13 protein-coding genes are annotated in these 12,469 nt (G+C 58.8%); 3 read left to right on the plus strand and 10 right to left on the minus strand.

Annotated features, from left to right (window positions below):
- Window positions 1–60 precede the first annotated feature (60 nt).
- Window positions 61–465, minus strand: coding sequence for a hypothetical protein (locus VNZ65_RS06145; RefSeq protein ID WP_325667101.1), 405 nt, complete (start codon window positions 463–465; stop codon window positions 61–63).
- A gap of 464 nt (window positions 466–929) precedes the next feature.
- On the opposite strand from VNZ65_RS06145, the gene VNZ65_RS06150 reads away from it, so the two are divergent.
- Window positions 930–1,271, plus strand: a complete 342-nt coding sequence (locus VNZ65_RS06150; protein ID WP_325667103.1) for a type II toxin-antitoxin system RelE/ParE family toxin — start codon at window positions 930–932, stop codon at window positions 1,269–1,271.
- Window positions 1,268–1,585 (plus strand): helix-turn-helix domain-containing protein, encoded by a 318-nt coding sequence (locus VNZ65_RS06155; protein WP_325667105.1) that lies wholly within the window; start codon window positions 1,268–1,270, stop codon window positions 1,583–1,585. Before VNZ65_RS06150 ends, VNZ65_RS06155 begins: the two co-directional genes overlap by 4 nt.
- Window positions 1,586–1,615: 30 nt before the next feature.
- On the opposite strand, the gene ntrC is transcribed toward VNZ65_RS06155, so the two are convergent.
- From ntrC to glnA, 4 genes are all read right to left on the minus strand, one after another.
- A complete protein-coding gene (gene ntrC, locus VNZ65_RS06160; RefSeq protein ID WP_325667107.1) occupies window positions 1,616–3,148 on the minus strand; it encodes a nitrogen regulation protein NR(I) in 1,533 nt (510 codons plus the stop codon).
- Window positions 3,149–3,218: 70 nt separating this feature from the next.
- A complete protein-coding gene (gene glnL / locus VNZ65_RS06165) occupies window positions 3,219–4,301 on the minus strand; it encodes a nitrogen regulation protein NR(II) (RefSeq protein WP_325667109.1) in 1,083 nt (360 codons plus the stop codon).
- 284 nt (window positions 4,302–4,585) lie between these two features.
- A complete protein-coding gene (locus VNZ65_RS06170; protein WP_325667111.1) occupies window positions 4,586–5,089 on the minus strand; it encodes a DUF4124 domain-containing protein in 504 nt (167 codons plus the stop codon).
- Window positions 5,090–5,299: 210 nt separating this feature from the next.
- Entirely contained in the window at window positions 5,300–6,715 is a 1,416-nt protein-coding gene (gene glnA, locus VNZ65_RS06175; RefSeq protein WP_061943267.1) for a type I glutamate--ammonia ligase, read from the minus strand.
- Window positions 6,716–7,140: 425 nt separating this feature from the next.
- Here glnA and VNZ65_RS06180 point away from each other — a divergent pair, with 425 nt between their 5' ends.
- On the plus strand, window positions 7,141–7,605 hold the full coding sequence (locus VNZ65_RS06180) for a rhodanese-like domain-containing protein (RefSeq protein WP_325667114.1): 465 nt from the start codon (window positions 7,141–7,143) through the stop codon (window positions 7,603–7,605).
- A 25-nt stretch (window positions 7,606–7,630) separates the two neighbouring features.
- Here the strand turns inward: VNZ65_RS06180 and VNZ65_RS06185 are convergent, their stop codons facing one another.
- The 5 genes from VNZ65_RS06185 to VNZ65_RS06205 all read right to left on the minus strand — a co-directional run bounded on the left by VNZ65_RS06185 (window position 7,631) and on the right by VNZ65_RS06205 (window position 12,404).
- The gene (locus VNZ65_RS06185; RefSeq protein WP_325667116.1) at window positions 7,631–8,125 is read right to left on the minus strand and encodes a GNAT family N-acetyltransferase; all 495 of its coding nucleotides are present in this window, start codon (window positions 8,123–8,125) and stop codon (window positions 7,631–7,633) included.
- A gap of 76 nt (window positions 8,126–8,201) precedes the next feature.
- Window positions 8,202–9,119, minus strand: coding sequence for a delta(1)-pyrroline-2-carboxylate reductase family protein (locus VNZ65_RS06190; RefSeq protein WP_325667118.1), 918 nt, complete (start codon window positions 9,117–9,119; stop codon window positions 8,202–8,204).
- Between the two features lie 27 nt (window positions 9,120–9,146).
- Window positions 9,147–10,157 carry a trans-3-hydroxy-L-proline dehydratase gene (lhpH, locus tag VNZ65_RS06195; RefSeq protein WP_325667120.1) on the minus strand — a complete coding sequence of 337 codons (1,011 nt, stop codon included), beginning with the start codon at window positions 10,155–10,157 and terminating at the stop codon, window positions 9,147–9,149.
- Between the two features lie 107 nt (window positions 10,158–10,264).
- Window positions 10,265–11,392 carry a branched-chain amino acid ABC transporter substrate-binding protein gene (locus VNZ65_RS06200; protein WP_061943281.1) on the minus strand — a complete coding sequence of 376 codons (1,128 nt, stop codon included), beginning with the start codon at window positions 11,390–11,392 and terminating at the stop codon, window positions 10,265–10,267.
- A gap of 184 nt (window positions 11,393–11,576) precedes the next feature.
- Complete coding sequence (locus tag VNZ65_RS06205; RefSeq protein ID WP_325667124.1) at window positions 11,577–12,404, minus strand: transporter substrate-binding domain-containing protein; 828 nt, start codon at window positions 12,402–12,404, stop codon at window positions 11,577–11,579.
- Window positions 12,405–12,469: the final 65 nt, after the last annotated feature.

The raw sequence follows: 12,469 nt of genomic DNA on the forward strand, positions 1-12,469 counted from the left end.
CCAGGAACTGCAATGCTTCTATCTATACTCCCAACCCGAAGGTCTTGCCGGTTCAGGCCATCAGCGCAGCTTGCATTCGTTCGCCAGCTGCTGGCCGAGCTTGGAGTTGAGCAGCATCGACTTGGCCGGGATCTGTATCCATACCAGGCCGCTGGCCTTGTCTTCCAGGCGCACTGCGCCGGTGGTCGTGCTGACCGTCGTCATCGGATAATTGCGGCCTTTCCAGGTCAGCTTGACGCTGCCGTCGGCGGCCGCGCTGGCGAGATCGACCCGATTACCCAGCTCGCAGAAGAAATTGCCGGTCAGCAGATTCGCCGACGGCGTCGGTTCCAGCTTGAGCAGGTTCGGCAAAGTCGGTTCCGGCTTGGTGTCGGCCAGCGGCACGCTGGAACCGCAAGCCGCCAGCAAGGCGGTGAGCGTCAAGGCGGAAGCAATACGGTAATTCAGGTAGTTACGAGCGATCATGTGGTCCCTGCCCTCAGGCAATAAGTAAGCATAGGCTGCATCGCAGAAACAGCGACGCAGCCACCAGTTGGCTAGCTCATTCGCCTGCATTGCCAATTTGACCACAGGCGGCATTTGCGTTTGCCAATCGGGACAAATTTTAAAGCTTCTTGAGCCACATAACCGTAGATGGACGAATAATCTTGCTATCGATGCCTTACCCGGCAATGTGCCCGCCAGCCAGGACGGGCTGGCAATCGCGTCATCGCGGTGCAAACTCAAGCAGAAACCGACATTTCATTCCGGCGTTTCCAGCTTACGAGTTCCCTTAATCCCGCAACTCTCCGCACTCTTTAACATAGAGCAGCATCCTCACTCCCCATTGAATCAGTTTTGAAAAACGAGCGCTTGCCAATGTGCCTCTATATCTGACGCTTGAAACTGATAGCGATCTGTATCATAATTGATAAATATAAGCTATCTCCATGCTCTATCTGCCGAATTACAGGAAACCCTTTTCCGCCTTTGTGAAGAAACAGCACAAGCCTTTCCAGGCTGTGATTGAAGATGAAACGCTACGGGTGTGTGCGAAGCCGGATATCGGCACAGCCAAGAATGGCGACCTGATGGGGATCCATGTTCACAAATTCAAACATAAGACGCAGGAATATCTGATGGCGTATCACGTTCCGGCTCGACCAGCGGGAAACAGAGCTGAACATCGCTCCCCAGATTTTCTATTCATCGATTTTTACAAGCTGGGCACGCACGAAAATTTCTACGATGATCTGAAGGCTTATTTAAGAACGAATGGATGGTACAAATGACCCAGACAGCTGAAACACTTTTCAGGAGCTTGCAGCAGATGCCCTCGCAAGAACGGGAAAAATTCTTCTCTCTGATTGCCAGGCGCGCCTTTTCCAATGGCGACAATCTCAGCCATGCGGAACTGTTCGGCGATTTGCAGGACAGCGAATTCACGGCGGATGAAGCGGCAGAATATCTAGGCGTATCGATCGCAACCTTTCGCCGCTATTGCAAACAGGGGAAAGTCGCCGTTTCGTCCATCGTCGGCACATCGCATCTCTATCCGCTTGCCGCGCTGAGGGAGCTGAAACGCGCGCTACATATAGTGAAGTAAAAAACACTACACGCTAGCGCGCCGATATCATCAATCGTCCTTGGCGCCGGCGATCCCCAGCTCCTGGATCTTGCGCGTGATGGTGTTGCGACCTATGCCAAGACGTACCGCGGCATCGTTCTTGCGGCCATGGGTATGGCGCAAGGCGATCTTGATCAAAGCCGATTCGAACTGCCGGCCCAGCACATCCATCACGTCGGCGTCACCGTTGCTGAGCATGCTTGCCGCTTCTGTTTCCAGCAAGCTGATCCAGCTCTGCTTTTCGCCGGCAGCCTGCGCGGGAATCACTGGCGGTGCCGCTTCTGCATAGGACGCGACTGCGACGCCGCTGCCTGAGGTTGAGGCTGAAAAGTGCGGATCGAAAGCCACCGGCCGGTGCGCCGGGCTTTCCAGCTGCGTGCCCTGTTCGCGGCCGCTCACCAGGTCCTGCGGCAAGTCCTTGATTTCCACCGTCTGGCCTGGCGCCATCACGGTGATCCAGTTGCAGAGGTTTTCCAGCTGGCGTACGTTGCCAGGCAATTCCAGGCCGCTCATGAAACGCATGGCGTTGTCCGAGACGCGCTTGCTTTCCACGCCCAGCTGCTTGGCGCTCTGGCTGAGGAAGTAGCGGGTCAGGATCGGGATGTCTTCGCGCCGCTCACGCAAGCTCGGCAGGCGCAGCCGGATCACGTTCAGGCGGTGGTACAAGTCTTCGCGGAACAAGCCTTCGCGCACCCGGGTTTCCAGGTTCTGATGAGTGGCGGCGATGACGCGGACATTGGCTTTCAGCGACTGGTGGCCGCCGACGCGGTAAAAATGGCCGTCGGACAGCACCCGCAGCAGGCGCGTCTGCAGATCGAAAGGCATGTCGCCGATTTCATCGAGGAACAAGGTGCCGCCTTCGGCCTGCTCGAAGCGTCCACGGCGCGATGCCTGGGCGCCGGTGAAGGCGCCGCGCTCATGGCCGAACAATTCCGACTCCAGCAAGTCTTTCGGAATCGCCGCGGTGTTGAGCGCGATGAACGGCTGCGCCGCGCGCGGACTATGCTTGTGCAGCGCGCGCGCCACCAGCTCCTTGCCGGTGCCGGATTCGCCGGTGATCAGCACGGTCACATTCGATTGCGACAGGCGGCCGATGGCGCGGAACACGTCTTGCATGGCGGGCGCCTGGCCGAGGATTTCCGGCGTCTCGGCCGAGGCCTGCTCGACATTCGCTTCGCGCAGGCTCTCTTCCAGCGCGCGGCGTATCAGTTCGACCGCCTTGTCGACGTCGAACGGCTTGGCCAGGTATTCGAAGGCGCCGCCCTGGAAGGCCGCCACCGCGGAATCCAGATCGGAGAATGCGGTGATGATGATCACCGGCACACCAGGAAACTTGGCTTTGACGGTTTGCAGCAGCTCAAGGCCGGAGGCGCCCGGCATGCGGATGTCGGACACCAGCACTTGCGGCGTATTGGTCTGCAGCGCTTCAATCGCGTCGCGCGCATTGGAAAAACTCTTGGTCGTCAGATTCTCGCGGGCCAGCGCTTTTTCAAGCACCCATCGTATCGATTCGTCGTCGTCAACAATCCAGATTGGTTTCATGATTTTTTCTCTTTATGCCACGCTAAACACTTACCGGGTAAGCCATTTGTTCTCCGAGCAGGAACAGGCTTCAAGGCAGTGGTATAAGAATTCTGAAATCCGTGTATCCCGGCCGACTTTCGCATTCGATGACGCCCATGTGCTGCTGTACAAAGGTCTGCGCCAGCGTCAAGCCCAAGCCGCTGCCGCCGTCGCGCCCCGATACCAGCGGATAGAAAATGCGCTCCTGGATCTCGGCCGGGATGCCGGGTCCATTGTCAGTGATATGCAAGTCTAGTGCCAGCCGGTAACGCACCTTGGCCAGCGTCACCTGACGCACGACCCGGCTCTGGAAAACCAGCTCGGCGTCGCCGGCCTTGATCCGTTCGCTCAAGGCTTGCGCGGCGTTGTGGGCGATATTCAGGATGGCTTGTATCAGCTGCTCCTTGTCGCCGCGAAATTCCGGGATCGACAGGTCGTAATCGCGCTTGATGGTAAGACCGCTGGGAAACTCGGCGACGATCAGGCTGCGCACCCGCTCGCACACCTCATGAATGTCGACGTCGCCGACGATCTGCGCCAGCCGGTGCGGCGCCAGCAGGCGATCGACCAGGGTCTGCAGGCGGTCCGCCTCCTTGATGATGACCTGGGTGTATTCGCGCAGCTCCTTGACGTGACGCTCCGGCAACTCCAGTTCCAGCAGTTGCGCCGCGCCGCGGATGCCGCCCAGCGGATTCTTGATTTCATGCGCCAGGTTGCGCACCAGTTCCTTGTTGACCTGGCTCTGGTCGATCAGGCGCTCCTCGCGCTCCAGCTTGAGCTGCTGCACATTCTCGCGCAACTCGATCAGCACCGGCATCTCGGAATTGTCGAGCGCGGTGACGATGGTGTCGACCCACAGGGGTTCGCGCCCCACCCGCTCCAGGATCAGGTCCTGGCGCGAATCGTCGAACTGGTGCTCGAGCGCCTGCTGGAAAATCGCCAGCAGCTGCTCCGGGTTGAGGAACAGGTCCGACAGCGTTTGTTGCTTCAGCAAGCGGCAAGAACTCTCCAGCATGTTTTCCGCGGCGGCGTTGGCAAACACCAGGCGCGCCTGCGGATCCAGCACCAGCACAGCCGACGCCAAAAGATCGAGACTGGCCAGCACATTCCGTTCGACGGATTTTATTGGCATCCGGGCATCCTCATGAAAAGACCTGATTCCGACTGGCGCCGCCTGCAGCAGACGCGCTGGCAGGCAGCAAGGCACAATGCCTCTCTGTCACGGGAAGTATCTTGGTGTTTGAAATGGTGCATTTTCCGAGCATAACAAGCTTTGTAAGCGATGTCGGTGTGTAATATGCCGGATTGCCACAATATGGTGCATCCGGCCCAACTCTATCTTAAACCGGATAGGCAAAAATAAAGGCCGCGATGGCGGCCTTATGTACTAAGCAAAGTTGATACCATGCGCTGGCACTACTTGAGATTGGACAGTTCCCGGTTGAGCGCATCGATGTTTTTCTCGCTGCGCGAGATATCGTCTTTCATCGACGCCACGCGTTCCTGGTACTTAGCGTAGTTCTTCTCGTTGCCCTGGCGCTCTGGCGTGCCGTCGTTATAGTCCTTCTTGAGATCAGCCAGACGCTGTTGTTCATTCCTCAACTCATCCTGCAGGATCTGGCGGCGATCGTTGTCGCGCGCCTTTTGCGTGCCGTTGTCCACCTTCGGAAAATCGGTCGGCGTCGATGCCGCCGGCTTGCCGGCAGCCGCTTCGCGTGGCGCCTTATTGCCGCCGCCGGACGAAGTCACCGTCAGCGGCGGCAGGCTGACGCGCTTGCAGCCCTTGGTGTCGCCGGTATTCTTGTATTCCTTGACGCCGTTCTGGTCCACGCACAGAAACACTTCGCTTTCGGCATGGGCGACGCTGCCAAGCATGCTGACGGCGGCCAGCAGCAGAAATCCCGGGGAAAAACGCAACATGAGACGCTTCATAGATAGTCTTTGCAATTCAATGGAGTCGCTAGTTTATGTCAAGAAACTTCTTATGACAAACCATCCTGCATATTATTACTTATGGCGGCGCGATAGAAAAACGGCGCATAAAAAAAGGACAGGGAAATCCCCTGTCCTTTTATCTTGCCGCTCAGCCTCGTAATGCGCAAGGCCAGCCGCCAGGTTTAATGCATCGGCTTATACCGAATAGTACATGTCGAATTCGATCGGGTGCGTCGTCATGCGGTAGCGTTGGACTTCTTGCATCTTCAGGTCCAGGTAAGCATCGATCATGCTGTCGCTGAATACGCCGCCGCGGGTCAGGAACTCGCGATCCTTGTCCAGTGCTTCCAGTGCTTCTTCCAGCGAAGCGCAGACGGTAGGGATCAGCTTGTCTTCTTCCGGCGGCAGATGGTACAGATCCTTCGATGCTGCTTCGCCTGGATGGATCTTGTTCTGCACGCCATCCAGACCAGCCATCAGCAATGCCGAGAAACACAGGTACGGGTTAGCCAGTGGATCCGGGAAGCGGGTTTCGATACGGCGGCCCTTTGGATTGGCCACGTGCGGAATACGGATCGAAGCCGAACGGTTGCGCGCCGAGTAAGCCAGCTTGACCGGTGCTTCGTAGCCTGGAACCAGACGCTTGTACGAGTTGGTGCCTGGGTTGGTGATCGCGTTGAGCGCCTTGGCGTGCTTGATGATGCCGCCGATGTAGAACAGCGCGAATTCCGACAGGCCGGCATAGCCGTCGCCGGCGAACAGGTTCTTGCCGTCTTTCCAGACCGATTGGTGCACATGCATGCCGGAACCGTTGTCGCCAACGATAGGCTTAGGCATGAAAGTAGCTGTCTTGCCGTAGGTGTGAGCCACGTTCCAGACCACGTACTTCAGGTTCTGGGTCCAGTCGGCGCGCTCGACCAGGGTCGAGAACTTGGTGCCGATTTCGTTCTGGCCGGCGCCGGCCACTTCGTGGTGATGCACTTCAACCGGGATGCCCAGCGATTCCAGGATCAGGCACATTTCCGAACGCATGTCCTGGAAGCTGTCGACTGGCGGCACTGGGAAGTAGCCACCCTTGACGGTTGGACGATGGCCGGTGTTGCCGCCTTCGAGTTTGGCGCCGGTGCTCCACGATGCTTCTTCCGAACCGATCTTGACGAAGCAGCCGGACATGTCGGCGCCCCAGCGGACGTCGTCGAAAATGAAGAATTCTGGTTCTGGACCGAAGTAAGCGGTGTCGCCCAGGCCGGACGATTTCAGGTAGGCTTCCGCGCGCTTGGCGATCGAACGCGGATCGCGGTCGTAGCCCTTGCCGTCGGATGGCTCGATGACGTCACATTGCATGAACAATGTGGTTTCTTCCATGAACGGATCGATGTTCGCAGTATTCGGATCCGGCATCAGCAACATGTCGGAAGCTTCAATACCCTTCCAGCCAGCAATAGAAGAACCGTCGAATGCATGACCCGATTCGAACTTGTCGATATCGAAATGAGAGACCGGGACAGTTACGTGCTGTTCCTTGCCTTTGGTGTCAGCGAAGCGAAAATCAACGAATTTGACTTCGTTGTCTTTTGCCATTTTCAAGACTTCTGCGGCCGTCATTGCCATGTGAATCTCCTAAGGAATATGAAAGTATTGCGAGTGAATTGTGCGCACCGGTCCAGGATCTGTTGCGCGCAAACTCAGCGTCGCAGTAACATCATGAACAGGTAGTGAGAAACTATGACCGGACAGCAACTCAGTACGACCAGAACTCAGGCAGGATGATAGCAGAATCCATGCCACCGTCCTTTCACGAAACCGCCGATAGTCGGTATTGTAATTTGCTTGTTCGGAAGGCTGAATTCAGTGTTTTTGGGAGCTGTTGGCCGTATTATTACAATAAAAGCAAATCACCATATCGGTGCGCCGCCTATTGATAGCACCGTTTTCGTGCAAACATGGCGATAGATTCTTGTTTTGCGCAATTTTGGTGCGGCCGGACAGAATGCAAAGCTACCACTTGATAAACCAGCAACTTCAGGAGAAACACCATGGCCACCAGCAGCGAACTCCTCACCACCGCCCGGCAGCGCGGCCAGAATGACCAGCTTCCCTACGCCGGCGCCGTAACGCCGGGCGAGGCTTTTGCCTTGCTGGAAGCGGAACCGGCAGTGATGCTGGTGGATGTGCGCACCAATGCCGAGCGCGACTGGGTCGGCCGCGTCGCGATCCAGAACGTCCAGCATGCAGCGGTGCAGTGGTCGCAATATCCGGGCGGCGTACAGAATCCGGACTTCCTGGCGCAACTGGCGCAGATCGCGGAAAAAGGCACGCCGCTGCTATTCCTGTGCCGTTCCGGCGTGCGCTCGCAGCATGCGGCCAAGCTGGCGACCGAACATGGCTACAGCAACTGCTTCAATATCCTGGAAGGCTTCGAGGGCGACAAAGACAATAACGGCCACCGCAAGAACGTCAACGGCTGGTGCAAGGCCGGTTTGCCCTGGATGGGCGCATAAGGACTCAGGCTGGCGACACGCCGGCCTAGGATTTTTGCAAAGCCAGGATGCGGTTCTCGTACTTCTGCTCTTCAAACTCGTGCCAGGTCATGCCGATGTCAGCGAAGCCATAAGCCTTGTAGAAACCCAGGGCCCGGATATTGCCGGCCCATGCCGTCAGCCACAGCCGCGCGCCGGCGTTCTGTATGGCATGGTCCAGCAGCGCCCGGCCTATGCCGCGGCCATGAAAGTGCTCCTGCACATAGAGTGTATCGACTTCGACGCCGCCGTAATTTCCTGTCTCGCATGGCGAATCCAGATCGAGCAGGATGTAGCCGAGCAGATTTTCCTCATCGACGTCGACGAACAGACGGTAATCCGGGTCGTCGATAAGATCGTCGAAATAGGCGGGTGTAAACGTGGACAGCACTTCGCGCGCAAGATCGTCGCTGACGCCTTCCGTGGCGTAGGTGTGCAGCCAGACCTGTATCGACAAGGCGGTCAGGCTCATGCAATCGGCAGCAGTCGCATCACGAATCAATTTCGTATCCTCATTGAGTATTGTCCGGCGCCGGCCGGTGTTGCGGTGATTCCTGTAGAACGTTAAGCAGCGCGGATCACAAAGAGGTAATCGCTACCCGTGCCGCCGCCAGGTCCCACGCCGCCTGACCCACGGTCTTGTAGACCGGCAGCAGCGGCTGCTGGACAAAACCATGCGCCAGTATGTCTGGCAATTCCCGCACCTTGCTCCAATCGATCTGCGCCTGTATCAGGTCGCCGGCTTCGTGCCTGGCGCCGGCCAGGCAGTCGACCACTACCGTGCGGCTGTGCAAAAGCTCGACCGGGAATTCCACCATGTCCGGCTTGAAGGCGCCGACGCCTATCGCCAGCGTATCGGCCGCGATATGCGGCGGGATCACCGCTGTGCGCGAAGTGGTCAGGGCAATCACCAGATCGGTATGCGGCAGCTCGCTGGCCAGTGCCGCGGCGGCCAGCGGAGCGATCTTGATCTGTGGATGACGCCGCTGCAATACATCGCAAAAAGCCTGAGTCTTGGCCATGTCGCGGGCAGAGATCCAGAATTCGCTGACGCCGAAGTAATCAACCAGTCCATCGAAGTGGGCGATAGCCTGGACGCCGGTGCCGATCAGCAGCGCGGATTGCGGCTTGCGCGGCAGCAGCGCCTCGATGCCGAGCAGGCTGACTGCCGCGGTGCGGCGCGCGGTGACGGTAGGCCCGTGCAACAGCGCCAGGCGGCGGCCGCTGGCGGCGTCGAACACCACCACTTCGCCCTGGATCGCCGGCAACTGATGCTGGGCGTTGTTGGCGTGTACGGTGATCAGCTTGGTCATGCCGATGTCGGCGGCAACCGCCGGCATGCACAGCAGCACGCTGGCCTTGTCGATTTCCACCACCATGCGTTCGGGCGCGTTGATCTTGCCTTCGCGCAGCTGCTGCGCGACCTTGACCAGCGCCGGCACCAGTTCTGCATAGGGCAGCGCAACTGCGGTTTGTTCAGCGTCGAAAATCTGCATTGGCCTGTCGTCCATCCTTAAATGAGATCAACGCAAGAAGAAACCTTGCGGAAACGGATCGCTGTCTTCCAGCACCCATTGGTTGAAGCCCATGATATGCGCGTTGCCGGTCACTTCGGTGATGGCGGCGTCGAACTCGCCCACCTTGGCGGTCTCGGTCACGCGCACGCGGAAGCAGCTGCCGACGATGCTTTCGTTGACCAGTGTCTGATTCAGCGCCAGCTTCTGGCGCAGGAACAGCTGGGCGGCGCGGCCGGAGGTGCCGGTGCCGGTCGGCGAGCGGTCCACTTCGCGGTCGGCGAAGATGCAGACATTGGCCTGGTCCGCCGCCGGATCGTTCGGCGCGCCGTCGACGATGGTGCCGTACAGGGTATCGAGGCCTGGTTCGAGCGGATGCTGGATCTTGACCTTGTCCTTGACTGCCTGCTTGGTTTCCGCGCCCAGCTGGATCAGCTGGCGCACCTGCTCAGGCTTGATCCGGACCCCGGCCTGGTCGCCGTTCATGTAGTAATAGAAAGCGCCGCCGAACACGATGTCGCCAGTGATCTTGCCGAAACTCGGCGTCTCGACTTCGACGTCGCGCTGATAGATGAAGGCCGGCACATTGCGGAAGGTGACCGCGCCGGCGCGCTGGCCGTCCCACTCGACCTGGGCTTCGATGAAACCGGCCGGGGTATCGAAACCGATGCGTGTCAGCGGCACTGTGCGCTCGACATGATTCAGCTCGACCAGCACTTTGCCCAGCGCGATGATGCCATGCCCGCACATGTCGCTGTAGCCTTCGTTATGAATGAAGATCACGCCGAAATCCGCGGCTTCGGTGACCGGCGGCAGCAGATAGGCGCCGTACATGTCGGCATGGCCGCGCGGCTCGTTCATCAGGAACTGGCGCACATCGTCGCGCTGCGCCTTGAGCCAGCTGCGGCGTTCAAGAATGGTCTTGCCCGGCACCGGCGGCAAGCCCGAAATCACGATGCGCAGCGGCTCGCCGCCGGTGTGGGCATCGACCGTGTGAATGGTGCGTGTGTAACTTAGCATGGGAATGTTTGGAAAACGGAAAAGAATTGCATGGCCGGCGACATGGCGCGCCAGCCCCAGAAGAAAAACGGGCCGGATGCGCGTAACGCATCCGGCCCCTGCAATGCTTAGTAGCTGGTCAGCGCTTCAGGCGCGCCAGCCTTGAAGCGATATACCGTCACTGGCGACTGCTTCAGGTCGTGGTTGGCGTCAAACTCATACACGCCGGCAACGCCCTTGTAGTGGATCTTTTCCAGCGCTGCGGCGTATTGCTTAGGATCGACCGAGTTGGCGTCTTTCATCGCCTGGGCGATCACCATCATGCCGTCGTAGAACGAAGCGGCATAGGTTTCGGCAGGACGGCTGTAACGCTTCTGGTAGTCCGCTGCGAAAGTCTTGCCGGAAGCCAGCTTGTCCAGCAAGGCGCCGCCCTGGGTGCAGTACACCTGGTCGGTAATCGCATCGCCGCCCAGACGGCCCATTTCCGGTGCGCAGATGCCATCGCCACCGAGGAACTTGGTGTTCACGCCCAGCTGTTTCATCTGGCGCATCATAGGGCCGCCCTGTGGCGAGTAGCCGCCGAAGAAGATCGCATCCGGCTTCTTGGCCTTGATGGAGGTCAGGATAGCGGTGAAATCGGTCGCCTTGTCGTTGGTGAAATCGTTGCCCAGCACCTTGATGCCGTTAGCCTTGGCGACCTTCGAGAATTCTTCCGCCAGACCCTGGCCGTAGGCAGTGCGGTCATCGATGATCGAGACTGTCTTGACCTTCAGTTCCTTGGCTGCGTACAACGCCATCTTGCCGCCCAGCTGGCTATCGCTGGCTGCCACGCGGAACACCGAGTGGAAGCCTTGCAAAGTCACTTTTGGATTAGAAGCCACGGTGCCCATGACGATGCCGGCATCGTTATACACGCGCGAAGCAGGAATCGTCACGCCCGAATTGTAGGGACCAACCACCGCCTTGACGCCCATGTCGACCAGCTTTTGCGCGACGGCGACGCCGGCACGCGGATCCGCCTGGTCGTCTTCCATTTGCGCTACGAACTTGATTTTCTTGCCGCCGATGACCATGCCCTGGCTATTCAGCTTGTCGATCGCCATGGCCAGACCACCTTGGTTATCGCGGCCGGCAGATGCCTGGGGACCGGTCAGCGGGCTGCTGAAGCCGATTTTTACTTCTTGTGTCTCCTGCGCCATCGCGAGCGCTGGGAATGCTGCCAACAACACCATCATCAATTTGGTCCGTGCGTACATGGCTTTTCCTTTCGTCTGTCTTTAATATAATGTTTTTTTAATAACGGCACCCATCGTTAGGCGTGGGAGTCCGGGGACGGCTCTTGCAGATCGAATCCTAGCAGGGACACCGCCACATTAAATTCTTTTATGCGACGGCTTCTCCGTAGATTCGATGGAAAAAAGACGCGATCTAGCCTGGATTTTAGTTGCTATCCGGGGCAATGGGAAATAAATCGGCTGCTTGCAGTGAAGTGCCGGCTGAATGAAATTCAGTGGCAGTCGGGGACGTTCTGGTCCAGGTAGACTTCGAAGGCGACGTCGTTGATCCATTTTTTTGCTGCGCCGGCCAGTAGCTGCTGCCCCACTCTCGGTTAAGTCCTTGCAGATAAGCGCGCAGTTCATCATCTTGCGGCCGCAGCGCAAAGGTCAGCCGCACCGGCATCGCCTTGAGCGGCAAACTGGCGGAAAATTTTTTCCACTCTGGCAGCGTCAGCATGCCGTTGAGGACGGCGTCGTCATGCACCGCAGCATCGCAGACGCCGGTCCGCAGCGCCAGCAAGGCATCGGCTGGCGCCGGGTAGATTTTTTCTCGCGCGGAGTAATTGGCCGTCATGGTTCCGGCATAGGCGCTGCCTTGCGCCAGGCAGACGTTGCGTCCCTTGAGTTGCGCCAGGCGCTTGATGTCGGTGTCGTTGCGCATGATCAGTTTGGGACCGGCCTGGTAGGCGGTCGGCAGCAGGCTGGCGCTGGCGCGCAAAGCAGCTGCCTCGGTATCCGTCAGACTCAGCAGCAGCAGGTCGACCTGCCCTTGCGCCAGCGCCTGGCGGCGGTTTTGTTCCGTCAGCGCGACCGTCTTCAGGCGCACGCCGAGGCGCTGGGCCAGGTCCGCTGCCACGGTCTGGTCGAAACTTTCCTGAGTGCGGTACTTGGCGCCGGCAACATAAGGCGGCGCGACATGGCTGACGCCGACCAGCAATGTGCCGCGCTGCCGGATCTGCTGCAAGCTCGCCGCGCCCGCGGTTGCTTGCAAGGCGCAAACCAGCAACAAGAAAAGCGCGACGCGAGGACAGAAGCCTTTCATGGAAGTCAGCCAGG

It is taken from the genome of Collimonas sp. (genome assembly GCF_035566555.1).
Taxonomy (GTDB): Bacteria; Pseudomonadota; Gammaproteobacteria; order Burkholderiales; family Burkholderiaceae_D; genus Collimonas.

What these genes read in the sequence shown, in the direction of transcription:
- VNZ65_RS06150 (WP_325667103.1), top strand. Translation starts at nt 930, where the DNA reads ATGCTCTATCTGCCGAATTACAGGAAACCCTTTTCCGCCTTTGTGAAG.
- VNZ65_RS06200 (WP_061943281.1), bottom strand. Translation starts at nt 11,392, where the DNA reads ATGTACGCACGGACCAAATTGATGATGGTGTTGTTGGCAGCATTCCCA.
- VNZ65_RS06145 (WP_325667101.1), bottom strand. Translation starts at nt 465, where the DNA reads ATGATCGCTCGTAACTACCTGAATTACCGTATTGCTTCCGCCTTGACG.
- glnA (WP_061943267.1), bottom strand. Translation starts at nt 6,715, where the DNA reads ATGGCAATGACGGCCGCAGAAGTCTTGAAAATGGCAAAAGACAACGAA.
- ntrC (WP_325667107.1), bottom strand. Translation starts at nt 3,148, where the DNA reads ATGAAACCAATCTGGATTGTTGACGACGACGAATCGATACGATGGGTG.
- VNZ65_RS06190 (WP_325667118.1), bottom strand. Translation starts at nt 9,119, where the DNA reads ATGCAGATTTTCGACGCTGAACAAACCGCAGTTGCGCTGCCCTATGCA.
- VNZ65_RS06170 (WP_325667111.1), bottom strand. Translation starts at nt 5,089, where the DNA reads ATGTTGCGTTTTTCCCCGGGATTTCTGCTGCTGGCCGCCGTCAGCATG.
- VNZ65_RS06155 (WP_325667105.1), top strand. Translation starts at nt 1,268, where the DNA reads ATGACCCAGACAGCTGAAACACTTTTCAGGAGCTTGCAGCAGATGCCC.
- glnL (WP_325667109.1), bottom strand. Translation starts at nt 4,301, where the DNA reads ATGCCAATAAAATCCGTCGAACGGAATGTGCTGGCCAGTCTCGATCTT.
- lhpH (WP_325667120.1), bottom strand. Translation starts at nt 10,157, where the DNA reads ATGCTAAGTTACACACGCACCATTCACACGGTCGATGCCCACACCGGC.
- VNZ65_RS06180 (WP_325667114.1), top strand. Translation starts at nt 7,141, where the DNA reads ATGGCCACCAGCAGCGAACTCCTCACCACCGCCCGGCAGCGCGGCCAG.